The sequence below is a fragment of the Sphingobium sp. LB126 genome, from assembly GCF_002795205.1.
In the GTDB taxonomy this organism is placed as follows: domain Bacteria; phylum Pseudomonadota; class Alphaproteobacteria; order Sphingomonadales; family Sphingomonadaceae; genus Sphingobium; species Sphingobium chungbukense.
In genome coordinates this window covers 1,391,586-1,414,212 of sequence record NZ_NETV01000001.1, presented here as the reverse complement: position 1 = coordinate 1,414,212, position 22,627 = coordinate 1,391,586, and the positions used below count along the sequence as shown (strand labels likewise).

Genomic DNA, 22,627 nt, shown 5'->3' with positions numbered 1-22,627 from the left:
GAGTTTCACGTCATGGACGTCCAGCAGACATCGCGCTTCACCGTCACCCGCAGCAGCAAGGCTGTATCGGCTGACCAGCGCGTAGCCTCGCTGGCGGACCCCGGTTTCGGGAAGCTCTTCACCGACCATATGGTCACGATTCGCTACACCGATGGGCAGGGCTGGCATAGCCATGCCGTCGGCCCGCGCGAACCGTTCCAGCTCGATCCGGCCTGTGCGGTTCTGCATTATGCGCAGGAAATCTTCGAAGGGATGAAGGCATATCGGCTGGAAGACGGCAGCATCGCCATGTTCCGGCCGGAGGAAAATGCGCGCCGCTTCGCCGAGTCGGCCGAGCGGATGGCAATGCCGGTCCTGCCGGAGGATGTGTTCCTGGAAGCGGTCGAAGAATTGGTGAAGATCGACGCCGATTGGATTCCGGGCGGCGAGGGCAGCCTGTACCTGCGCCCCTTCATGTTCGCGAGCGAGACCTTCCTGGGCGTGCGCCCGGCGAACGAATATATCTTCTGCGTCATCGCATCGCCTGCCGGTGCCTATTTCAAGGGCGGCAAGAAAGCGGTCACGCTCTGGGTGTCGGACCATTTCACCCGCGCGGCGCGTGGCGGTACGGGGGCGGCCAAATGCGGGGGCAACTATGCTGCATCGCTCGTCGCGCAGGCCGAAGCCAGCAAGCATGGCTGCGATCAGGTCGTCTTCCTTGATGCCGCCGAGAATAAGTGGGTCGAGGAACTGGGCGGCATGAACGTCTTCTTCGTGATGGATGACGGCTCGATCGTGACGCCCCCGCTGGGCGGCACGATCCTGCCCGGCATCACCCGCAACAGCATCATTTCGCTCGCCCGTGCGAAGGGGCATGAGGTGCGCGAGGAACCCTACAGCTTCGCGCAGTGGCGCGCCGACGCCGCCAGCGGCAATCTGCGCGAGGCCTTCGCCTGCGGCACCGCGGCGGTCGTGACCGCCATCGGCATGGTGAAGAGCGTCGATGGCGATTTCACCATCGGCAATGGCGATGGCGGCATCGTCACCGAGACGCTGCGCGCGGAGCTCACCGGCATCCAGCGCGGCACCGTGGCCGACCCGGCGAACTGGGTTCGCAAACTGTAGCGCCCGATATGGAATGAAGTGCTCCCGCCCGCGCAGGAGTACTGCATTTCTTGGGGAAATTGCCGCCCTTCCCAAACTTCTCGGACCAGCCTAGAACCGCCCCCATGCAACGCTTCGACGTCGTCATATTGGGCGGTGGCCTTGTCGGCCTGACCCTTGGCATCGCGCTTTCCGGCCATGGCGTTCGCTGCGCCGTGATCGATCCGGCCGATCCGGTGGATACCACCGCTGTGGGCTTCGACGGCCGGGTTTCGGCGATCAGCTCGACCAGCTATGCCATGCTTTCGGCCATCGGCGTGGCCGAACATCTCCATGGCAAGGGCTGCCCGATCGACCGTATCTGGGTGAGCGACGGGCTGGAGCCGGGGGCGCTCGACTTCGCGCCGGATGCGGACGACGGCGTGATGGGGATCATGTTCCCCAATCGCACCCTGCGCGTCGCCCTCGCGCAGACGGCTGGACAGGCCGAAAATCTCACCTGCTTCCAGCCCGACCGTGCCCTCCATGTCGACCGCAACGCCGATGGCGTGACGCTGGCGCTGGCGAGCGGCGAGACCATCCACGGCGCTCTGCTGGTCGCGGCGGAGGGCCGCAACAGCCCGACCCGGGAAGCGGCAGGTATCAACACCACCCGCTGGAATTACAAGCATGTCGCGATGGTCACCGCCATCGACCATGAAGTGCCGCACGCGAACACGGCTTACGAGATTTTCTATCCCGGCGGCCCCTTCGCGTTGCTGCCGATGCTGCCGGGTACGCGTTCCGCCATCGTCTGGACGGTTCCGACGGACCAGGCGCCCGCAATGCTCAAGCTTTCCGAACGCGGCTGGCTGGCCGAAGCGCAGAAGCGCATGGGTGGCTTTCTGGGCGAGATTGCGATGGCCGGGCCGCGTTCTAGCTATCCGCTGGGTTTCCACCATGCCGCGCGCATCACCGACACCCGCCTCGCGCTGGTGGGGGACAGCGCCCATGCCATTCACCCGATCGCCGGACAGGGCCTCAACCTCGGCTTCCGCGATGTCGCCGCGCTGGTCGAGGTGCTGGTCGAAGGGATGCGCCTCGGCCTCGATCCGGGCGATGCGCAATTGCTCGCACGCTATCAGCGCTGGCGCGGGCTGGACGCGATGATGACCAGCGTGGCGATGGACGGCCTGGTCCGGCTGTTCGACATACCGGGCCGCATTCCTTCGCTCGTCCGGCGTGCGGGGTTGGCGGCAGTTCAGCGCACGTCGCTGCTCAAGAACCGCTTCATGGCCGAAGCACGGGGGCAATCGGGTGCGCTTCCCCGGTTGCTGACAGGCGAGATGGTGTAAACGGACCGGACATCAAGCCTGCCGTGCTCCTGCGCGGTCAGGAGTCCAACTGTCCAATTCAAATCATCCGCCGCAGCGCATCGTCCTTCAGAATGAAATGATGGCGCAGTGCTGCGAGGATATGGACGACGATCAGTGTCGCCCAGACGAAGCCCCCAATCTCGTGGGTTTCGCCAGAAATCCCGACGATCGCATCCCCCTTGGACACTGTGAACTTCGGTACGTCGAACAGGAAGAACCAGGTGAGCGGCCGGTCGCCGGAAGAGGACATGATCCATCCGGTCAGCGGTACGATCAGCATGAATGCGTAGAAGGCGAAATGCGTGGCATGCGCCGCGCCCTTCTCCCAACGCGGCATGGCGGCGGGCAGGGGCGGCGCCTTATGAGTGAACCGCCACACTATGCGCAGGATCGTCAGCGCCAACACCGTCAGTCCGACCGACTTGTGGACTGGCATCACCTTCCAGTCCCTGGGCAGCGCCTCATGCGCGAAACCCAGGAAGAGGTTGAAGAGGATGAGGATCGCGATGATCCAGTGCAGCGCGCGGGCAACGGAACCGTAGCGATCCATCCAATACTCCTTCAGTTGCTATCCCTGACGATTGGCGACCAGATTATCCACCACGGACGGATCGGCAAGTGTGCTTGTGTCCCCCAGAGCCTGCGCGGACACTTCGCCTTCCGCGATCTTGCGCAGGATGCGGCGCATGATCTTGCCCGACCGGGTCTTGGGCAGGCCCGGCGCGAACTGGATGACGTCGGGCGTGGCGATCGGGCCGATTTCGGTCCGCACCCAGGCGATCAGGGCTTTGCGCAGTTCCTCGGTCGGTTCCTCGCCGCTGTTCAGCGTCACATAGGCGTAGATGCCCTGCCCCTTGATGTCGTGCGGCATGCCGACGACCGCGGCTTCGGCCACGCTCTCATGCAGCACCAGCGCGCTTTCGACCTCGGCCGTGCCCATGCGGTGGCCCGACACATTGATGACGTCGTCGACGCGCCCCGTGATCCAGTAATAGCCGTCCGCATCGCGCCGCGCGCCGTCGCCGGTCGTATATTTGCCGGGGAAGGTGGTGAAATAGGTCTGGAAGAAGCGCTCATGATCGCCCCAGACGGTGCGCATCTGCCCCGGCCAGCTCTGCGCGATGACCAGATTGCCCTCGGCCGCGCCCTCCAGCACCTTGCCCTCCGAATCCACGATCTGCGGCACCACGCCGGGCATGGGGAAGGTGGCGGAGCCGGGCTTGAGATCGGTCGCGCCCGGCATCGGCGCGATCATCGCCGCGCCCGTCTCGGTCTGCCACCAGGTATCGATGATCGGGCAGCGGTCCTCGCCCACGACATGATGATACCAGCGCCAGGCCTCCGGATTGATGGGCTCGCCCACTGTGCCCAGCAGGCGCAGCGACCGACGGCTGGTGCGTGCCACGAAATCGTCGCCCTCCTTCATCAGCGCGCGCAGCGCGGTCGGCGCGGTGAAGATGGTCTGCACCTGATGCCGGTCGACCACTTCCCAGATGCGCGCCGGGGTCGGGTAATTGGGTACGCCCTCATACATCAGCGTGGTCGCGCCGTTCGCCAGTGGGCCATAGACGATATAGCTGTGCCCCGTGACCCAGCCGATATCGGCCGCACACCAATAGATGTCACCCGGACGGTAGTCGAAGCACAGCTCATGCGTCAGGCTGGCCCAGAGCAGATAGCCGCCGGTGGTGTGCAACACGCCCTTGGGCTTTCCCGTGGAACCCGAAGTGTAGAGGATGAACAGCGGATCCTCCGCATTCATCGGTTCCGCCGGGCAATCGGCGGAAACCTTGGCCGCTTCCTCGTGCAACCAAAGATCCCGGCCTTCGGCCATGTCGACCGCGCCGCCGGTCGCCTTGACCACGACGACCTTGCGGACGCTGGTGCATTCCTGGAGCGCGGCGTCGACATTGGCCTTGAGCGGCACGGTCTTCCCCGCGCGACGGCCTTCATCGGCGGTGATCACCAGCGTCGAATCGCAGTCGATGATACGGCCCGCCAGCGCATCGGGCGAAAAGCCGCCGAACACGACGCTGTGGATCGCGCCGATCCGCGCACAGGCGAGCAGGGCGAAGGCCGCCTCCGGGATCATCGGCATATAGACGGTGATGCGGTCGCCCTTCTTCGCGCCCGCGCCCTTCAGCACGTTGGCGAAGCGGCAGACCTGTTCATGGACGTGCGCATAGCTGTAGCGGCGCGGCTCTTCCTCGGGCGAATCCGGTTCCCAGATGATCGCGGTCTGATCGCCACGGTCCGCCAGATGCCGGTCGATGCAGTTGGCGCTGACGTTGAGTATGCCGTCGGCGAACCATTTCACGCCGAAATCGCTTTCCGCAAAGCTGCTCTCGTCGGTCAGGCTGGGGAATTTCACCCAATCCAGCCGCTTCGCCCGCTCCAGCCAGTAGGCGTCCGAATCCCCGATCGACCGTGCATAGTCCGCCGCGCGCCCTTCCCGGTCCAGCAGCGCCGAGGCTGCCCATTCATCAGGAACCGAGAAAAAATCGTCAGACATCCAGCATCCTTTCCTTTGCGAAATACCGCTTTGGCGCCGATGCTAGAGGCAGACCTCGGCGACCGGAAGTCCGGATCGTTGCTGCCGCGCCAAAGTTTCTCTCCATATCGCCGCGCAATTCAGCGGAGCCTTGCCATTTGCCGCTTTTCGCACGCGTCCGCTCGGCCTAACAGGAAGGGAATATGTGGCAACTTTTCCAATTTCCGCTCTGTCCCTTTTCGCGCAAGGTCCGCCTGCTGCTCGGCGAGAAGGGCGTTGGCTACGACTTGGTGCGCGAATCGCCATGGGAAGCGCGCGACGAATTTCTCGATCTCAATCCCGCCGGCACGACCCCGGTGATGGTGGATGAGGAAAAGGGCATCACCCTGATCGACAGCCAGGCGATCTGCGAATATTTCGAGGAGACGGTGGAAAAATTCCCGCTGATCTCGGGCACGGCCGCGGGCAGGGCGGAAGTGCGGCGGCTGACCGCCTTCTTCGACCAGAATTTCTACGGCGATGTCGTCGGTCCGCTGCTGCATGAGCGGATGAAGAAGCGCCTGATCGAGCGCGCCCCGCCGGACGCCCGTGTCCTGCGTGAAGCGATGAAGCGGGCCAATGTCCATATGGACTATATGGACTATCTGCTCGATCACCGGAGCTGGATGGCGGGAGCCACGCTCAGTCTGGCCGACATCGCGGCGGCGGCGCATCTGTCGGTCGCCGACTATCTCGGCGGCATCGACTGGGCCGGGCATGAAACGGTGAAGCGCTGGTATGCCGGCTTCAAGTCGCGCCCGTCCTTCCGGCCGCTGCTGTCGGAGCGGATGGAGGTCATCACGCCCCCGCCGCACTATGAAAAACCCGATTTTTGACGTCGATTCCTTCCCGTTCGGAAGGGCAGGGTGATCAATCCGCCTCCGCTGCCAGATAGACTCGGTTGCGGCCATGTTCCTTGGCCAGATACAGTGCCCGGTCCGCGGCCTTCAGCGCAGCGCGAGGGTCGTCATAGGCCAGCACATTGGAAACTCCGGCGGAAAAGCTCACTCGCTCCATCCGTTCGCCATTGGATCGGTTGACCAGGCTGCGGGTGGCGAGATCCTCCCGAACGCCGTCCACCGCCTCGCAGGCCTCGGGCGCGGTCTTGCCACGGAACAGCATGACGAATTCCTCGCCGCCATGGCGGGCGACATGGCACTGGTCGTTGCTGATCTTGGCCAGCAGCCCCGCCACGAATTTCAGTACGCGGTCGCCCGTGTCATGGCCGTGGGTGTCATTGATCACCTTGAAATGGTCGATGTCGCAAAACGCGACGGCCAGTGCCTGTCCCTGTTCCTGCGCCAGCTTCAATTCGTCGCGCAACACGGTTTCGAAGGCGCGGCGATTGGGGAGGCCGGTCAGATGGTCGTGCTCGGCGGCCCGGCGCGCGCTGTCGAGATTGGACTTGAGCAACTGCGTCTGTTTCTGATTGTCGCGGAGCTGGTTCTCGACCTGCCGCGTCTTTTCCACCATGGACCGGGTGAGCGCCACCAGCCGTGCGAGGATCGGCTGGCTATCGGCACCGGCGGACAGCCCCTTGACCTCTTCCTGCAAGGCCGCGCCGTAGTCCTTGGCCGAATTGCGCGATTCTGTCATAAGGCCAGTGAACTGGGCCAGATTTTCCTCGACCTTGTCGAGCATGGTCCCCAGCGCTTCAGGTGTGATCTCATCGGCGCGCTGTTCGGCGGCGACATTTTCGATCCACCCGTTGGTGATCTTGCCGCGCTCGGCCAGCACCGCCTTCACCGCCTTTTCGACCCCGATATGGGTGCCGGTCAGATAATCATGGGCGACCCCGAAATTGAGCGGTGTCAGGTCCAGATCATGGGCAAACAGGAAATCGCCGATATCTTCGTACAGCTTGCGCCGCCGGGTGATCTCCCGGCTGGACGGGCTGCCTGAACGGGCGCGCTGCGGCATTTCCGGCGGCTCCTCAGCCTCCTCATGATCGGCCTTTCCCGAAAGGCCACGGGCCCAGCGGGCGAGACGATCGGTCAAGCCGTGCTGCGCATTGGCGGTGGATGATGATGCCCCAGTCATGGCCATCAATACGACCGCGGCCAAACAAGGTTAAGACATCGCCAGCGAAAAAGCGTAAATGGTTGGATTGGCGGATTTATATGTCCGCTCCGATCAGCCAGTCACGGAAAATCCTCACCGCCCGGGTCTGCAAGGCGCGGGGGCGGCATACGAAATAATAGCGATAGGGGCTTTCCACCCGGGTTTCCGGGAACAGCCGGACCAGCCGCGAATCCTGGGCCTCATTATAATGGCCGGCGTGCATGACCGCTATGCCCAGGCCTTGGGCGGCCGCCTCCAGCATCAATTGGCCGGAATCATAATTGTCGATCGCCTGCGGTTGCAGATCGGTCAGGCCGACCGCCTCCTTCCATGCGTCGAAGGCCAGGCCCATGTCGCGGTGGAGCAGCACGGTATGATGGGCGATTTCCTGCGGCGATGTCAGCGCCTGCGGCGAATCCTGGAGCGCCTTGCGCCCGATCAGATAGACCTCGTCCTGATCCAGCTCATGGGCATAGAGCGCCGGGTCGATATCCTTGGCCAGCACGATCGCCGCGTCCAGTCCTTCGCCCAGCCGCGCCACCGCATAGGGTGTGGTTTCGATGTCGATATGCAGCTGCGGATGGCGCTGGCGCAGTTCGCCCAGATGCGGGAAGAGCCGTTGTGTCGCGAACAGCGGCATCACCGCCAGCCGCAACCGCAACTGGTTGCCGCCGCTCTGGATATTCTCCAACGCCTGGTTCAACGAATCGAGCGCCGGGGCGATATCGTCCAGCAGCCTCTGTCCGTCGGCATTGATTTCCAGCGCCTGATGCTTCCGGTCGAACAGCGGGCGCCCGATGAACCGCTCCAGGGCCTGCACCCGGCGGCTCAATGCCGGAGTCGACAACGCAAGCTCCTCCGCAGCGGCCTTGACCGAGCCAAGGCGCGCGACCTGCACAAAGGCCTCCAGGGCCGTAAGGGGCGGCAATCTACGCATAAATCGTCAATTTCATCCGGCCGATCCGCTGCGACGCATCATTATACTTCTCGAACGACGCGCGACCCGGCTCCCAAGCATCCTCATTCCCAAACTTCAGGCCACTGAGCAGGAAAAAAGGGCGGTTGGCAAGATGCAAAAAATGCAACTCCTCGATTCTTTTCGCACTTGCGAAAATACATCCCGCACTGCACATAGGAAAGGCCTTTCAGGCATCCTCTCCTATAAACTTTCCGGGCTGGCCTTTGGGCTGGCCCTTTTTTTATTCGTTCGGAGCCATGACGCGCCCCCTTTTGCTCCGCTATGACGTTTCCTATCTCGTTACGCAGTGACAAGAATGGGGATGGCGAGTGGCTGAGGAAGAAAGCGCGGGACGCAGGATTCAGGTGGCCAATGCACGGCCGGAAGATGCGGGGCGCGGCCTTGCGCGACTTCCTCTGGCAGTGATGGCTGAGCTTCATCTGGCCGAAGGCGATGTGATCGAGATTGCGGGGAAGCGTGCGACACCCGCCCGCGTCGTGCGTCCCTATAAGGAAGATGAGGGGCTGGACGTCCTTCGCCTCGACGGGCTTCAACGCGCCAATGCCGGGGTTGGTTCGGGCGATTTCGTGCAGATTCGGAAGGTCGAGCCAAGGCCCGCCCAAAGGGTCGTGTTCGCTCCTGCACAAAATAATTTGCGGTTGCAGGGCAACCCCGAAGCCCTGAAACGCGTCTTCTTTCAACGTCCGCTGGCATCGGGCGATGTCGTCGCGACGGCGGGGCAGCAACAGGTCCCGCCCGGCGACATGCCGCCGCATCTGCGCCAGATGCTGGCGGCGCCAGCCTATGCCTTGCAGGAAATTCGATTGGTGGTGGTGTCGACGGTGCCCAAGGGGCTCGTCCATATCGACGCCGATACGGAGGTGGAGCTGCGCGCGGAATATGAGGAACCGCGCGAATCCCGTCGGGCCGACGTCACCTATGACGATGTCGGCGGCATGGCGGAGGCGATCGATCAGTTGCGTGAGATGGTGGAACTGCCGCTCCGCTATCCCGAATTGTTCGAGCGGCTGGGGGTTGATCCGCCGAAGGGGGTTCTGTTGCACGGCCCGCCGGGCACCGGCAAGACCCGGCTTGCCCGTGCCGTTGCCAATGAGTCGGAAGCTGAATTCTTCCTGATCAACGGGCCGGAGATCATGGGATCAGCCTATGGGGAATCGGAAAAGCAGCTTCGCGAGATTTTCGAGGCGGCGGCCAAGGCCGCGCCGTCGATCCTGTTCATCGATGAGATCGACTCGATCGCGCCCAAACGCGGCAATGTGACCGGTGAGACCGAAAAGCGCCTCGTCGCCCAGTTGCTGACGCTGATGGACGGGCTGGAACCGCGCACCAACCTGGTCGTCATCGCCGCGACCAACCGGCCCGAGGCGATCGATGAGGCGCTGCGCCGCCCCGGACGTTTCGACCGCGAAATCATCGTCGGCGTTCCCGACGAGCGCGGGAGGCGCGAGATATTGGGTATCCACACCCGTGGCATGCCGCTGGGCGACAAGGTGGACCTTAGCGAGCTTGCGCGTATGACCTATGGCTTTGTCGGCGCCGATCTCGCGGCGCTGACCCGTGAAGCGGCGATCGAGACGGTCCGCCGCTTCATGCCGCGCCTCAATCTGGAGGAAGGAACGATCCCGTCCGACGTGCTGGAGGAACTCTCCGTCTCGCGGGAGGACTTCATGGCCGCGATCAAGCGAGTCCAGCCGTCCGCCATGCGGGAGGTGATGGTACAGGCGCCGAATATCGGTTGGGCCGACATTGGCGGTCTGGACGATGCGCAGATGCGTCTCAAGGAAGGGGTGGAACTGCCGCTCAAGGACCCGGATGCCTTCCGCCGCATCGGCATCCGCCCGGCCAAGGGGTTCCTGCTCTACGGCCCGCCCGGCACTGGCAAGACCTTGCTGGCGAAGGCGGTCGCGCGGGAGGCGCAGGCCAATTTCATCGCCACGAAATCGTCCGACCTGCTGAGCAAATGGTATGGGGAGAGCGAGCAGCAGATCGCCCGCCTCTTCGCCCGTGCGCGGCAGGTGGCGCCGACCGTCATCTTCATAGACGAACTGGACAGCCTGGTTCCGGCGCGCGGCGGCGGCCTGGGCGAACCGCAGGTGACGGAGCGGGTGGTGAACACCATCCTCGCCGAAATGGACGGGTTGGAGGAACTGCAATCGGTCGTCGTCATCGGCGCCACCAACCGGCCGACGCTGATCGATCCGGCGCTGCTGCGGCCGGGCCGGTTCGACGAGCTGATCTATGTCCCCGTGCCCGATCAGGCCGGGCGCAAGCGGATCCTGTCCATCCATACGGGCAAGATGCCGCTTGCCGATGATGTCGATCTCGACCTGCTGGCCGAAAGGACCGAGCGCTTCACGGGCGCCGATCTTGAGGATCTGGTCCGCCGTGCGGGCCTGATCGCGCTGCGCCAGTCGCTCTCTGTCGACAAGGTGACGCAGGCCCATTTCGAAGCGGCGCTGGAGGATACCCGCGCCTCCGTCACGCCCGAAATGGAACGTGAATATGAGCAGATCCAGGCCACGCTCAAGCAGAGCGTGATGCAGGTGGATCCGATCGGTTTCGTCGCCCCCGGCATGTTGCGCCCCCGCGCCGGCAAGGCTTGACCGAAGGCGGGGGAAGGGTGTCCTTCTCCCGCCTTGCTCCCCGCAAAATGCTGCGACCCTCCCTCCCCTCCGGCGCGAAGGCGCTTGCAAGGCCGCGGGATTTTTGCGAGTCGGGCGTATGAAGGCAATCAGGCGAGAATTAATGGCCTCCATTCCCTTGAAGAAAAAGCATCTGGTCCAGCGCTCCAATTTCCTGGCTCAATGGGGGATGTTCTTCAAACAGTTCGTCAAGCATCCGGGCATGATCGGGTCGGTCATCCCATCGTCCGCGTCGCTGGTGGATGCGATGCTGGCCGATGTGGATTGGGCGCATACGCGGCTGTTCGTCGAATATGGCCCAGGCGTTGGCACCTTCACGCAGACCATCCTCGACCGGATGCATCCGGATGCGATCCTGCTGGCGATCGACCTCAACCTCGATTTCGTCGCGTTCCTGGAAGCGCAAATCGACGATCCCCGCCTGCGCGTGGTGCATGGGTCGGCGGCCGACGTGCGCCGTTTCATCCGAGAGGCGGGGCATCGGCAGGCGGACTTCATCCTGTCCGGCATTCCTTTTTCGACCCTGCCCGCCGGGGTGGGCGAAGCGATCTGTGCCGAAACGCGTTCCGCGCTGAGGCCGGACGGCGCTTTCCTGGTCTATCAATATTCCGCCTATATGCGCCGTCTGCTGTCCGCGCAGTTCGAGGAGATTCACGAGCGGGTGGAATGGCGCAACATCCCGCCCTGTCGCATGTTCACCGCCACGAAGCGGGAAATGCTGGCGCAGGCGGCCTGATCGTTACGCGTTCCATTTGCATTTCGCTGATTTTCCGCAGGGAATTTTTGGCCTTTGACACGCATATACCCCATTCAGGGTATGCGGGCGTCGAGCCTGCTCGCTAACCGCTGAAGAAGTGGCAGTTCTACTGTCCGCTGGCGGCCGGGTCATTTTGCGACCCATGGCCCGGTCGTCAGTTCGATGCCTGTTTGCCGCAACCGATGGTTTCGCATTGGCGTGCTTTCATGATAAGGCCCCGCGAAACACGGCGAGAATATCATGAACGACCTGACCCAGACCCCCGAAATGCTGATCGCGACCATGGGCGCCCGTGCCCGTGCGGCGGCGGCGGCACTGGCATCGGCCGGCGACGCGCAGAAGATCGACGCGCTGCGCCGCGCCGCGCAAGCGCTGCGGGATCAGGCGCCGCAGATCATCGCCGCCAATGCCCGCGACATGGAAAATGCCGCGGCCAACGGCCTGTCCCCCGCTCTGCTCGACCGGCTGCGGCTGGACGAGGACCGTATACTCGCGACGGCGGCGGGCGTGGATCAGGTGGCGACCCTCGTCAATCCGCTGGGCAGCGTGATCGACCGGCAGGTCCGCCCCAATGGCATGGAGCTTTCCCGCGTGCGCGTGCCGTTGGGCGTGATCGGCATCATCTATGAAAGCCGCCCCAATGTGACCGCCGATGCGGCCGCGCTGTGCCTGCGCGCCGGCAACGCAGTGATCCTGCGTGGCGGCAGCGAGGCGAAGGAAAGCAACCGCGCCATCCACGCCGCCATGGCGGAGGGCATTGCCGCCGCCGGCCTGTCCGCCGATGCGGTGCAACTGGTCCCCACCACCGACCGCGCGGCCGTGGGCGCGCTGTTGAAAGCGGCCGAATTCATCGACCTCATCGTCCCGCGCGGGGGCAAGAGCCTGGTCGCTCGCGTGCAGGAGGAGGCGCGTGTACCCGTGCTCGCCCATCTCGACGGTATCAACCACAGCTATGTCGACGGTGCCGCCGATCCGGACATGGCCCAGAAGCTGGTGGTGAACGCCAAGATGCGACGCACCGGTATTTGCGGCTCGACCGAAACGGTGCTGATCGACAAGGCGTTCGGGGCGGCGCCCGCCATCGTGAGGGCACTGCTCGACGCCAAATGCGAGGTGCGTGGCGATGACGCGGTGCAGGCGATGGACGACCGGGTGATCGCAGCGTCCGAAGAGGACTGGGACACCGAATATCTCGATGCCATCGTGTCGATCCGGCTGGTCGATGGGCTGGACGAGGCGCTGGCTCATATCGCTGCCCATGCCAGCCATCATACCGACGCGATCATCACCGAAGACGCCGACCGCGCGGAGCGTTTCCTGAACGCGGTCGACAGCGCCATCGTGATGTGGAACGCCTCCACCCAGTTCGCCGATGGTGGCGAATTCGGTCTGGGCGCGGAAATCGGCATTTCCACGGGGCGCCTCCATGCCCGCGGGCCGGTCGCGCTGGAAGGCCTTACCACCTATAAATGGCTGGTACGCGGAACGGGGCAGACGCGGCCGTAATTCGCTAATCTGTCCGGAACGGGGGAGGGGGGGCTACCCCTTCACCGCCCCATCGATCGCCTTCAGCTTCTCCAGCAAAGGCCCGACCCATTCTACCGGCAGCATCACCGGCCCGTCCGAAGGTGCGTTATCGGGATCGTCATGCGCTTCGGCGAAGATCGCCGCGACCCCCGCCGCGACGGCACTCCGCGCCAGCACCGGCGCAAATTCCCGTTGCCCGCCGGAAGCCGATCCCAGGCCGCCCGGCTGCTGCACCGAATGGGTGGCGTCGAACACCACCGGATAGCCCGTCTGCGCCATCACCGGCAGCGACCGCATGTCGCTGATCAATGTATTGTAGCCGAAACTCGCCCCGCGCTCGGTCAGCAGGATGCGTTCATTGCCGGTCGAAGCGACCTTCTGCGCCACCGCCGCCATATCCCAGGGGGCGAGGAACTGCCCCTTCTTCACATTGACGACCGCGCCTGTCTTGCCTGCCGCCAGCAGCAGGTCGGTCTGGCGGCACAAAAAGGCGGGAATCTGGAGGATGTCCACAGCCTGCGCCGTAGCTTCGACCTGCCCCGCCTCATGCACGTCGGTCAGCACCGGACAGCCGAAGCTTGCCTTCACCTCGGCCAGGATCGCCAGCCCCGCATCGATCCCGACGCCCCGCTGCCCCGACACCGAAGTCCGGTTCGCCTTGTCGAAGGAGGATTTGAATATGAATGGCACGCCCGCTCGTGTCGCCACGCCGGACAATCTTTCCGCCATCATCATCGCATGATCGCGGCTTTCAATCTGGCAGGGACCGGAAATCAGGGCGAAGGGCAGGTCGTTGCCGACCGTAAGCGGCCCGATGGAAACATGTTTGCTCATGCCGTTCACTTCGGCGCTTTCACGAAGCGGCGCAAGAGTTGCCCCCGCCACAGCCCCTTGCCCTCATGATAATTCCAGCAGAACCAGCCGAAAACGAGGCATGCCAGCAGTGAAGGCAGCGCCATCGGATCGCCTTCCCCCTTCATGTGGCGATAGAAGGCGAAGTCCGCCCGCCACCGATCCCGCTCGCTGCCGCCGCCATTGATGCCATAGGCATTGTCATGGCGCCGACAACCGATGTTTCGGTTGTATTTGCGGTGGTCTATGAAATAGCAGTAGTCGCGTTCGGGTGTCGTCATGGCCCGATGTGGAACAGGGGCCATGGAAAAGTTCAAGCGCAAACTCTTCTACCTTGGCGGCTTCGACCCGCGCGGGGTGCGTTTCTACCACCAGATGTATCGCGAGCAGGCGGAAAATTACGCGCGCCTGTCGGGCGAGCGGGTGGAGGTCAGCGCCCGCCGTTCCGGCCCTGCTTCCTCCGCTCTCTGGACCGTCACCAACCACAGCGCGGGCGTCGAAACCGACTATGAATTCCTTCGCTGGGAGGATCTGGTCGGCAAGGTGTGGATACGCAATCCCCTGGCTCTGGCCTGGCGCTCCATCGCCACCTACAGCGCCCATGCCCGGCACATGCAGTTCCTGCGCATGCGGAAACTGCGGCAAGGCCCGGTCATCACCATCCTCTACCCGCCGCTGCTGGCGGTCCTCATCCCGCTCGCCCTCGCGCTGATCCCCACGCTGCTGCTCTCGCTGCTGCTTCCCTTCTGGGCGAGCGCGCTCATCGGCATCGCCATCAGCGCGCTCCTTTCCGGTCGCCTGCTCAACAAGCTGATCGTGCCCTGGCTGCTGCGCTTCATGTATTATAACCACTCGGTCGCCGCCGACGGCCCCGGCGCGGAGATGGACGAGCGCCTCGACCAGTTCGCCGCCCGCATTGTCGAGGAAATGGATGGCCCCTATGATGAGGTCATCTTCGCTTCCCACAGCAACGGCACCATCTATGCGATGAGCGTCCTGCGTCGCATCCTCGAACTACGCGGCACGCTGCCCGACAATTTCACCGTCCTGACATTGGGGCAGGTCGTCCCCGTCATCGCGCTGCGCAAGGACGCGCGCTGGTATCATGCCGACCTCAAGGCACTGGACGACAAGCCCTTCCGCCTCGTCGACTTCTCCGCCCCGCCGGACGGCGCGGCCTATTATGATGTCCACCCGATCCGCCTTGTCTCGGATCGATGCGCCGCCCGCGTCGACCTGCTCTCGCCGCGCTTCCACCTCTTCTACGATCCGGAAAATTACCATAGCGGCTGGTCGAACAAATATGAGGCGCATTTCGACTATCTGCGCGTGGGCGACCGCCTCTCGCCGGTGGACTATGTCAGCCTGACCGCCGGTCGCCGCACCATCGACGAAGCGATAGCCGCATTCAGGACGATCCCGTGACGCCGCCCTTTACCCCGCCTTACCCCGAACCGCCCCGCACCAAGCGCGGCCTTGCAAAGCGCTTCCTGCGCGGCTGGCATAGCTGGATTCATGTGCTGTTCGAAAAGAGCTATACAATGAAGCTGGGCGAAATCCGCATGCCCGGCCAGACCATGTATATCGCCAATGAACTGCCGCTGGTGGACCAGATCCTGCGCGGCGGCACGGCGTACCCGAAGCATCGCGAGTTGGTCCGCAACCTCTCGCCGCTAATCGGCAATTCGGTCTTTTCCGCCAATGGCGAGGATTGGGAAAGCCAGCGCGCCATGGTGAACCCGGCCTTCGCCCATACCGCGCTCAACCGGTCCATGCCGCTGATGGTGGCGGCCGCCGACGATCTGCTTGTCCGCATCGACGCGGCGGACAAAAGCCGGCCGGTCGACATCGATCCCATGATGACCCATGTGGCGGCCGACATCATCTTCCGCACGCTCTTCTCCGAAGCGTTGGATGAGCGGCGCTCCAACATCATCCACACCGCTTTCGGCAAGTTCCAGCGCCTCGCCCATAGCGCCTCGATGCTTCGTCTCTACGGTTTTCCGGCCCGCTGGTTCGAGAAGCGGTCCCTGAAACCTGCCAAGGCGATTCACGATGTTTTCCGGCCCATCGTCGAGGCACGCTACGCGGCTTTCCACCAGCGCGGCGAGGCGCCGCACAAGGACATCCTCCAGTCCCTGATCGAGGCCAGGCATCCCGAAACCGGCGAACCCTTCACCTTGCAACAGGTGATGGACCAGGTGTCGACGGTCTTCCTCGCCGGCCACGAAACCTCGGCCAGCACCATGACCTGGGCGTTCTACATGCTGGCCGAATGCGTCCATGTCCAGACCGCCGCCCGCGCCGAGGTGACGGAAATCGCCGGAAGCGTGCCGTTGGAGGCCGCGATGCTCAAGGACATGGACGCCATCCGCAACATCTTCCGCGAAACGCTGCGTCTTTACCCTCCGGTTGCCTTCTTTCCGCGCGAAGTCACATGTCCCATGCCGATGCGCGACAAGCAGTTGGAGGAAGGCGCCATGCTGGTCGTCGCTCCCTGGCTGACGCAGCGTAACAAGGACAATTGGGCCTGCCCCCATAGCTTCGACCCCCAACGCTTCGAAGACCCCGCCAATGCGGACATGGTGAAACAGGCCTGGTTCCCCTTCGGCCGCGGCCCCCGCGTCTGCGTGGGCGCCGGTTTCGCCCAGCAGGAGGTGATGACGGTGATCGCCAGCGTCGTGCGCCGCTATCGTCTGTCGGTGCCGCAAGGTTTCAAGCCCGAACCGATCAGCCGCCTGACCATCCGGCCGCGAAAAGGGATGAAGCTGATGTTCGAGGCCGCATCCCTCCTTTCGTCACGCCCTATCCCTTGATCCGCCCGACCATCGCCTGCCCCGCCATTCGCTGCCGCATATAGCGCCGTTTCAGCACCACGCTCGCGCCCAGCAAGGCTACGCCCAGGATGATGCACAATGCCCCCAGCATCGGTGGCCAAAGCCCGAACAGGCTGTGTACATCCAGCGCCGAGGGGGTCAGCAACAGCAGGAATCCCGCCGTGAGCAGCCACAGACCCCAGCGGCGTGGCCGCACCGCAATCATGCGCAGTTCATGCCGATGCGCCTTGCGGCCCTCTTTGGTGGACAGGTCGTGATGCTTCATGACCGATATAAAAGCGGAAAGCGTGGCGCTCTGTCCAGCGTGGCGAAGGGGCTTCCGTTCCTGCATCGCATCGGCTACATGCGGAAGCGATCCCCGGGGGACCGTCCACAGACGGTTGAGAGGCGGCTGATGTGGCCGCGACCCGCTGAACCTGATCCGGATAAGACCGGCGTAGGGAGGGAAGGGCTTGTTCAGATGAAGCAACCCGCGCCCGTCCTCCGTCCATGAGCGTAAGAGGAGGACGGCATATATGGACAGCATTTCCGTCCTGACCCTGCATCTGGCCGAACTCATCGGCCTCTACATGATCGTCATCGGCATAGGCGGCCTTGGCGCGCCGCTGCGCTGGCGGCAGATGATGGATGATCTGGAACATTCGCCGGCCCTGGTCATGGCGCTGGGGTTTTCGGTCTTCGCAGTCGGCGCGGCCTTGGTGCTGATCCACAGCATCTGGCGCGATCCGCTGTCCGTCATCGTCTCGGCTATCGGCCATGTGGTGCTGATCGAAGGCGCCCTGTTGCTCGCCGTGCCCGCGCCGCTCCTCAGGATCGGCCGCTGGTCGCTCAACTTCACCCGTGCCTGGGCGATCGTCAGCATTGTCTTCGGCATCCTCCTATTCCTCGCCGGCCTCACGGGTCGCGCCACCGTTATCGTCTGAAAGGAAAATCCATGGCCGATGTTCCCGCCCGCACCGAAATGCGCGTCACCACCGGTCCGATACGTGGATCGCGCAAAATCCATGTCGGCCCCTTGAAGGTCGCCATGCGAGAGATCGATCTCGAACCCGGCAGCGGCGAGCCGCCCGTCCGCGTCTACGACACCTCTGGTCCCTATACCGACCCGAACGCCCGCATCGACATCATGGCCGGTCTTCCCGCGCTGCGCCGCGACTGGATCATCGGCCGTGGCGACGTCGAGGAATATGACGCCCGCACCATCCAGCCCGAGGATAACGGCTTGAAAGGCCCCGACCGCAGCGGTGGTGTCCAGCCCTTCCCCAATACCGTCAAACGCCCGCTGCGCGCCAAGGCCGGAGCGAACGTCTCCCAGATGCACTATGCCCGCCGCGGCATCATCACGCCGGAGATGGAATATGTGGCCGAGCGCGAGAATCTGGGCCGTGCCCGCCTCGCCGAATATGTCCGCGACGGCCATGACTGGGGCGCGGAAATCCCCGATTATGTGACCCCCGAATTCGTCCGTGACGAGGTCGCGCGTGGCCGCGCCATCATTCCGTCGAACATCAACCACCCTGAGAGTGAGCCGATGGCGATCGGCCGCAACTTCCTGGTGAAGATCAACGCCAATATCGGCAACAGCGCCGTCGCCTCCGACGTGGCGAGCGAGGTCGACAAGCTGGTCTGGTCGATCCGTTGGGGCGCCGACACGGTCATGGACCTGTCGACCGGCCGCAACATCCACGATACCCGCGAATGGATCATGCGCAACTCGCCGGTCCCGATCGGCACCGTGCCCATCTATCAGGCGCTGGAAAAGGTCGGCGGCATTGCCGAGGAACTGACCTGGGACATCTTCCGCGACACGCTGATCGAGCAGGCCGAGCAGGGCGTGGACTATTTCACCATCCATGCGGGCGTGCGCCTGCCCTATATCCCGATGACGGCCAAGCGCGTCACCGGCATCGTCTCGCGCGGTGGGTCGATCATGGCGAAATGGTGCCTCGCCCATCACAAGGAAAGCTTCCTCTACGAGCATTTCGACGAGATCACCGAGATTATGAAGGCCTATGACATCGCCTACAGCCTGGGCGACGGCCTGCGCCCCGGCTCGATCGCGGACGCCAATGACGAGGCGCAGTTCGCCGAGCTGTACACGCTGGGCGAACTCACCAAGCGCGCCTGGGAACAGGATGTGCAGGTGATGATCGAAGGGCCGGGCCATGTGCCCATGCATAAGATCAAGCAGAATATGGACAAGCAGCTCGAGGCCTGCGGTGAGGCGCCCTTCTACACGCTCGGGCCGCTCACCACCGACATCGCGCCCGGCTACGACCATATCACCAGCGGCATCGGCGCCGCGATGATCGGCTGGTACGGCACGGCGATGCTCTGCTATGTCACGCCCAAGGAACATCTGGGCCTGCCCGACCGCGACGACGTGAAGGTTGGTGTCGTGACCTACAAGCTCGCCGCCCACGCCGCCGATCTGGCGAAAGGCCACCCCGCCGCCAAGGTCCGCGACGATGCGCTGAGCCGTGCCCGCTTCGAATTCCGCTGGCGCGACCAGTTCCATCTGTCGCTCGACCCCGACACGGCAGAGAAGTATCACGATCAGACGCTTCCGGCGGAAGGCGCGAAAAGTGCCCATTTCTGCTCCATGTGCGGTCCCAAATTCTGCTCGATGAAGATCACGCAGGAGGTGCGCGATTTCGCGGCGAAGCAGAATCAGCCCGCGGACGCATTCATCGCGGCGGAGGATGCCGAAAAGGGCATGGCGGAGATGAGCGAAATCTTCCGGCAGACCGGCAGCGAGCTTTATATGGGTGCTGGCGGTCGGGAGCATGATTGAGAAGCTGGCTGTTGCAGTGGTCCGGCGGGAGCGATTGGTGTTTTGGCCGCCGGCTGTGGGCGTCAACGGCGCCCGCATGGCCGGCCCCGCTGGGCCAGGACAAGCGCGGTAGTACCTCCTTCTATTTCCCGTTGCGTCGGAGAAAATCTCACGAAAAATCCGTTGTTCGGATTCCTGCCCCATCTGCTTTCCCGGGACTGCCGATCAGCCATGCCCCACGCTCGATTCTCCTGCCCGGCTTCCAACGCATAAGCTGGTGGAGCTTCTTCCTCGGCCTGGTCGAGAGCTTTGCGTGGGGACGGCATGCCATTTCCCGACGGTTTGGGTCGAAGCGGGTCGAACAGTGACATTGCGCCCTTGACCTTGACACTATGTCAGGGTGCACAAGTTCAGCCCACAGGAGCTGTTCGATGGCGCATGAACATCATCATGATAAGGCGGATGTTTCCGACGGGACTCAGGCCTCGGACGGGACTCAGGCCAAGGATCCCGTCTGTGGGATGTCGGTCGATCCGGTAAGGACGCCCCACCATGCGGGTCATGCCAGGGTGACCTACCACTTCTGCGGCGCCGGCTGCCGATCCCAATTCGTCTCCGATCCCGAGCGCTATCTCGGTCCCCCTGCGCCGCAGGGGGATGTTCCCGCAGGGACGATCTGGACCTGCCCGATGCATCCCGAAATCCGTCAGGATCATCCGGGCGCCTGCCCGATCTGCGGGATGGCGCTGGAGCCTGCCACGGTCACGGCCGAAACCGGACCGAGTCCCGAACTGCGCGACATGTCTCGCCGCTTCTGGATCGGGCTCTTGCTCGCTCTGCCGGTGTTCCTGCTGGAGATGGGCGGGCACATCTTCCCTGCTCTCCACCACCTCGTGCCGATGAGGGTCTCGACCTGGATCCAGCTGGTGCTGGCAACGCCCGTGCTGTTGTGGGCGGGCCGGCCGTTCTTCGAGCGCGGCTGGGCATCGCTCAAGAGCGGCAACCTCAACATGTTCACGCTGATCGCGATGGGCACCGGGGTCGCCTGGGCCTACAGCATGGTCGCGGCGCTTGCGCCCGGTATGTTCCCGCCCGCTTTCCGGGGAGCCGACGGCAGCGTCGCCATCTATTTCGAGGCCGCCGCAGTGATCACGGTGCTGGTCCTGCTGGGGCAGGTGCTGGAGCTTCGCGCGCGTGAGCGCACCTCGGGCGCGATCAAGGCGCTGCTCAATCTCGCCCCCAGGACCGCGCGCCGGATCAGGCCGGACGGCACCGACGAAGAGATCGGCATGGATCTGGTCGCCGTCGGAGACCGATTGCGCGTCCGCCCCGGCGAGAAAGTGCCGGTCGATGCCGTCGTCGCCGATGGCCGTTCCTCGCTCGACGAGTCGATGGTGACGGGGGAATCGATGCCGGTCACCAAGGCGGCGGGCGACAAGCTGATCGGCGGCACGCTCAACCAGACCGGCGGGCTCGTGATCGTCGCCGAGAAGGTCGGGCGCGATACGATGCTGGCCCGCATCGTCCAGATGGTGGCCGAGGCCCAGCGGTCACGCGCGCCGATCCAACGCATGGCCGATCGGGTCTCGGGCTGGTTCGTGCCCGTCGTCATCGGCATCGCCATGCTCGCCTTCGTCGGCTGGGGCATCTGGGGTCCGGAGCCGCGCTTCGCCTATGGCCTGGTCGCGGCCGTGGCGGTGCTGATCATCGCATGCCCCTGCGCCCTGGGTCTCGCGACGCCGATGTCGATCATGGTCGGCGTCGGGCGCGGCGCGGGTCTCGGCGTGCTGATCAAGAATGCCGAAGTGCTGGAGCATATGGAGAAGGTCGACACGCTGGTCGTCGACAAGACCGGCACCCTCACCGAAGGGCGTCCCGCCGTGACCGGGATCGTGCCCGCAACCGGCGCCGATGAAGCGGCAATCCTGCGGCTGGCGGCGGCGGTGGAGCGCGCATCGGAGCATCCGCTCGCGCTCGCCATCGTCGAGGCCGCCAAGGCGCGGCAGATCGACCCGCCTGAGGTCACCGACTTCGACTCGCCCACCGGACGGGGCGCATCAGGCACCGTCGACGGCAAGCGGATCGTGCTGGGGAACGCTGTGTTCCTCAAGGATCAGGGGATCGACACCTCTGAACTGAGCGCGCAGGCGGATGACCTTCGTCGTACCGGCGCCACCGCCATTTTCATCGGTGTCGACGGCAAAGTCGCGGGCGCCTTCGCGATCGCCGATCCGGTCAAGGAAACGACGCCCCAGGCGCTTGCGGCGCTGCGTGAGGAAGGCATCCGGGTCGTCATGCTGACGGGCGACAATCGGACGACGGCCGAGGCGGTCGCGGCGAAGCTGGGGATCGAGGAAGTCGAGGCCGAAGTCCTGCCCGACCAGAAGAGTGCGGTCGTCGCGAAGTTCAAGAAGGAGGGCCGGGTCGTGGCGATGGCCGGGGACGGCGTCAACGACGCGCCGGCTCTGGCTGCCGCCGATGTGGGCATTGCCATGGGTTCGGGCACCGACGTGGCGATCGAGAGCGCGGGCGTCACCTTGCTCAAGGGCGACCTCAACGGCATCGTCCGGGCGCGGCGTTTGTCGCAGGCGACCATGTCCAATATCCGCCAGAACCTGGTTTTCGCTTTCATCTACAACGCGGCGGGGATACCGGTCGCGGCCGGCCTGCTCTACCCGCTGTTCGGTATCCTGCTCTCCCCGATGATCGCCGCCGCCGCGATGGCTTTGTCCTCTGTCAGCGTCGTCACCAACGCGCTCAGGCTCAACAGGCAGTCATTATGAATATCGGACAGGCTTCCAAGGCGAGCGGCGTGTCCGAGCGCATGATCCGCCATTATGAGAAGATCGGCCTGGTGCCGCAGGCGCCCCGGCGCGACAGCGGCTATCGCGATTATTCCGACGCCGACGTCAACCGGCTGCGCTTCATCGCCAATGCCCGCGACCTCGGCTTTCCGATCGAGGAGATCGGCACGCTGCTCGCGCTCTGGTCGAACACCCATCGCGCCAGTTCCGAGGTGAAGGCGCTGGCCCTCGCGAGGGCGGAAGAGCTGGATCGGAAAGCGAAGGCGCTGGAAGCCATGCGCCAGTCCCTTCTCTATCTCGCCGACGCCTGCCATGGGGACCATCGCCCCGATTGCCCGATCCTGGAGGGCATCTCGCATGGCGACACCGTGATCGGCCGCACCTCCGGTAAGGAGCGTCACGGCAGTTGATAAACGCACCGAAGGAC

Annotated in this window: 19 protein-coding genes and 1 riboswitch; of the genes, 12 read left to right on the top strand and 7 right to left on the bottom strand. The window is 64.2% G+C overall.

What is annotated here, in order from left to right; translation table 11 throughout:
• Positions 1 to 12: 12 nt before the first annotated feature.
• Together CAF53_RS06930 and CAF53_RS06925 are read left to right on the top strand one after the other, a co-directional pair.
• The gene (locus CAF53_RS06930) at positions 13 to 1,104 is read left to right on the top strand and encodes a branched-chain amino acid aminotransferase (RefSeq protein ID WP_046761970.1); all 1,092 of its coding nucleotides are present in this window, start codon (positions 13 to 15) and stop codon (positions 1,102 to 1,104) included.
• 104 nt (positions 1,105 to 1,208) lie between these two features.
• A complete protein-coding gene (locus CAF53_RS06925) occupies positions 1,209 to 2,417 on the top strand; it encodes an FAD-dependent monooxygenase (RefSeq protein WP_100237675.1) in 1,209 nt (402 codons plus the stop codon).
• Positions 2,418 to 2,475: 58 nt separating this feature from the next.
• On the opposite strand, the gene CAF53_RS06920 is transcribed toward CAF53_RS06925, so the two are convergent.
• Both CAF53_RS06920 and acs read right to left on the bottom strand, forming a co-directional pair.
• Positions 2,476 to 2,988 (bottom strand): cytochrome b, encoded by a 513-nt coding sequence (locus tag CAF53_RS06920; protein WP_046761968.1) that lies wholly within the window; start codon positions 2,986 to 2,988, stop codon positions 2,476 to 2,478.
• An 18-nt stretch (positions 2,989 to 3,006) separates the two neighbouring features.
• Positions 3,007 to 4,950 (bottom strand): acetate--CoA ligase, encoded by a 1,944-nt coding sequence (acs, locus tag CAF53_RS06915; protein WP_100237674.1) that lies wholly within the window; start codon positions 4,948 to 4,950, stop codon positions 3,007 to 3,009.
• Between the two features lie 182 nt (positions 4,951 to 5,132).
• Here acs and CAF53_RS06910 point away from each other — a divergent pair, with 182 nt between their 5' ends.
• Positions 5,133 to 5,804: a glutathione S-transferase family protein gene (locus CAF53_RS06910; protein WP_046761966.1), complete on the top strand. Its 672-nt coding sequence runs from the start codon at positions 5,133 to 5,135 to the stop codon at positions 5,802 to 5,804.
• Between the two features lie 34 nt (positions 5,805 to 5,838).
• On the opposite strand, the gene CAF53_RS06905 is transcribed toward CAF53_RS06910, so the two are convergent.
• Both CAF53_RS06905 and CAF53_RS06900 read right to left on the bottom strand, forming a co-directional pair.
• Complete coding sequence (locus tag CAF53_RS06905) at positions 5,839 to 7,008, bottom strand: GGDEF domain-containing protein (RefSeq protein WP_046762575.1); 1,170 nt, start codon at positions 7,006 to 7,008, stop codon at positions 5,839 to 5,841.
• A 76-nt stretch (positions 7,009 to 7,084) separates the two neighbouring features.
• Positions 7,085 to 7,966, bottom strand: coding sequence for a LysR substrate-binding domain-containing protein (locus CAF53_RS06900; RefSeq protein WP_046761965.1), 882 nt, complete (start codon positions 7,964 to 7,966; stop codon positions 7,085 to 7,087).
• Between the two features lie 350 nt (positions 7,967 to 8,316).
• On the opposite strand from CAF53_RS06900, the gene CAF53_RS06895 reads away from it, so the two are divergent.
• From CAF53_RS06895 to CAF53_RS06885, 3 genes are all read left to right on the top strand, one after another.
• Positions 8,317 to 10,611: a CDC48 family AAA ATPase gene (locus CAF53_RS06895; protein WP_084732999.1), complete on the top strand. Its 2,295-nt coding sequence runs from the start codon at positions 8,317 to 8,319 to the stop codon at positions 10,609 to 10,611.
• Positions 10,612 to 10,753: 142 nt separating this feature from the next.
• Positions 10,754 to 11,386: a methyltransferase gene (locus tag CAF53_RS06890; RefSeq protein WP_100237673.1), complete on the top strand. Its 633-nt coding sequence runs from the start codon at positions 10,754 to 10,756 to the stop codon at positions 11,384 to 11,386.
• A 261-nt stretch (positions 11,387 to 11,647) separates the two neighbouring features.
• Positions 11,648 to 12,913, top strand: a complete 1,266-nt coding sequence (locus CAF53_RS06885) for a glutamate-5-semialdehyde dehydrogenase (protein WP_100237672.1) — start codon at positions 11,648 to 11,650, stop codon at positions 12,911 to 12,913.
• A gap of 33 nt (positions 12,914 to 12,946) precedes the next feature.
• Here CAF53_RS06885 and kdsA read toward each other — a convergent pair whose 3' ends face one another.
• Positions 12,947 to 13,768 (bottom strand): 3-deoxy-8-phosphooctulonate synthase, encoded by an 822-nt coding sequence (gene kdsA, locus CAF53_RS06880; protein ID WP_100238721.1) that lies wholly within the window; start codon positions 13,766 to 13,768, stop codon positions 12,947 to 12,949.
• A 5-nt stretch (positions 13,769 to 13,773) separates the two neighbouring features.
• Positions 13,774 to 14,067 carry a hypothetical protein gene (locus CAF53_RS06875; RefSeq protein WP_046761961.1) on the bottom strand — a complete coding sequence of 98 codons (294 nt, stop codon included), beginning with the start codon at positions 14,065 to 14,067 and terminating at the stop codon, positions 13,774 to 13,776.
• Between the two features lie 22 nt (positions 14,068 to 14,089).
• On the opposite strand from CAF53_RS06875, the gene CAF53_RS06870 reads away from it, so the two are divergent.
• Both CAF53_RS06870 and CAF53_RS06865 read left to right on the top strand, forming a co-directional pair.
• A complete protein-coding gene (locus tag CAF53_RS06870) occupies positions 14,090 to 15,211 on the top strand; it encodes a hypothetical protein (RefSeq protein WP_100237671.1) in 1,122 nt (373 codons plus the stop codon).
• Positions 15,208 to 16,602: a cytochrome P450 gene (locus CAF53_RS06865; RefSeq protein ID WP_100237670.1), complete on the top strand. Its 1,395-nt coding sequence runs from the start codon at positions 15,208 to 15,210 to the stop codon at positions 16,600 to 16,602. Before CAF53_RS06870 ends, CAF53_RS06865 begins: the two co-directional genes overlap by 4 nt.
• Here CAF53_RS06865 and CAF53_RS06860 read toward each other — a convergent pair.
• Positions 16,592 to 16,888 carry a hypothetical protein gene (locus CAF53_RS06860; RefSeq protein WP_100238720.1) on the bottom strand — a complete coding sequence of 99 codons (297 nt, stop codon included), beginning with the start codon at positions 16,886 to 16,888 and terminating at the stop codon, positions 16,592 to 16,594. The genes CAF53_RS06865 and CAF53_RS06860 overlap by 11 nt on opposite strands.
• An 84-nt stretch (positions 16,889 to 16,972) precedes the next feature.
• A riboswitch (TPP riboswitch) is annotated at positions 16,973 to 17,083 on the top strand.
• A 55-nt stretch (positions 17,084 to 17,138) separates the two neighbouring features.
• Between CAF53_RS06860 and CAF53_RS06855 the strand changes: the two genes are divergently transcribed.
• From CAF53_RS06855 to cueR, 4 genes are all read left to right on the top strand, one after another.
• Complete coding sequence (locus tag CAF53_RS06855) at positions 17,139 to 17,546, top strand: DUF2065 family protein (protein ID WP_100237669.1); 408 nt, start codon at positions 17,139 to 17,141, stop codon at positions 17,544 to 17,546.
• A gap of 11 nt (positions 17,547 to 17,557) precedes the next feature.
• A complete protein-coding gene (gene thiC / locus CAF53_RS06850) occupies positions 17,558 to 19,417 on the top strand; it encodes a phosphomethylpyrimidine synthase ThiC (protein WP_100237668.1) in 1,860 nt (619 codons plus the stop codon).
• Positions 19,418 to 19,917: 500 nt separating this feature from the next.
• Positions 19,918 to 22,179 carry a heavy metal translocating P-type ATPase gene (locus CAF53_RS06840; RefSeq protein ID WP_242443475.1) on the top strand — a complete coding sequence of 754 codons (2,262 nt, stop codon included), beginning with the start codon at positions 19,918 to 19,920 and terminating at the stop codon, positions 22,177 to 22,179.
• Positions 22,176 to 22,610, top strand: coding sequence for a Cu(I)-responsive transcriptional regulator (gene cueR, locus CAF53_RS06835; protein ID WP_046761955.1), 435 nt, complete (start codon positions 22,176 to 22,178; stop codon positions 22,608 to 22,610). The genes CAF53_RS06840 and cueR overlap by 4 nt, the downstream gene beginning before the upstream one ends.
• Positions 22,611 to 22,627: the final 17 nt, after the last annotated feature.